The 241-nt window shown below is 64.7% G+C and carries 1 protein-coding gene; it reads left to right on the top strand.

Going from position 1 to position 241, the window contains the following annotated elements; translation table 11 throughout:
- Nucleotides 1-241 (top strand): ImmA/IrrE family metallo-endopeptidase (locus ACQG3P_RS22540; RefSeq protein ID WP_426806298.1); only part of this gene is annotated, 241 nt, incomplete at both ends.

The raw sequence follows: 241 nt of genomic DNA, 5'->3' as shown, positions 1-241 counted from the left end.
AGCTGTGGCAGCCCGATTACCTGGAACCGGGCCAGCAGGCTTTCCAGATGGCCGCCGAGCTGGCGATGCTCGGGTATGCGGCGCAGATCGATGCGGTGATCGCGCGCGCGGGCTTCCGCGAACCTGAACAGATCGCGCAGGCGCGGATCGGCATGTCCAATTACTTCGCCGGCGCGCTGGTAATGCCCTATGCGCAGTTCATGCGTGCGGCAGAACACAGCGCCTACGACATCGATGCGCT

Origin of the sequence: Stenotrophomonas sp. SrG (assembly GCF_050031795.1) — a bacterium.
GTDB lineage: Bacteria > Pseudomonadota > Gammaproteobacteria > Xanthomonadales > Xanthomonadaceae > Stenotrophomonas > Stenotrophomonas rhizophila_A.
The sequence above is the reverse complement of the archived record's forward strand: the minus strand, read 5'-3'. Positions and strand labels throughout refer to the sequence as shown.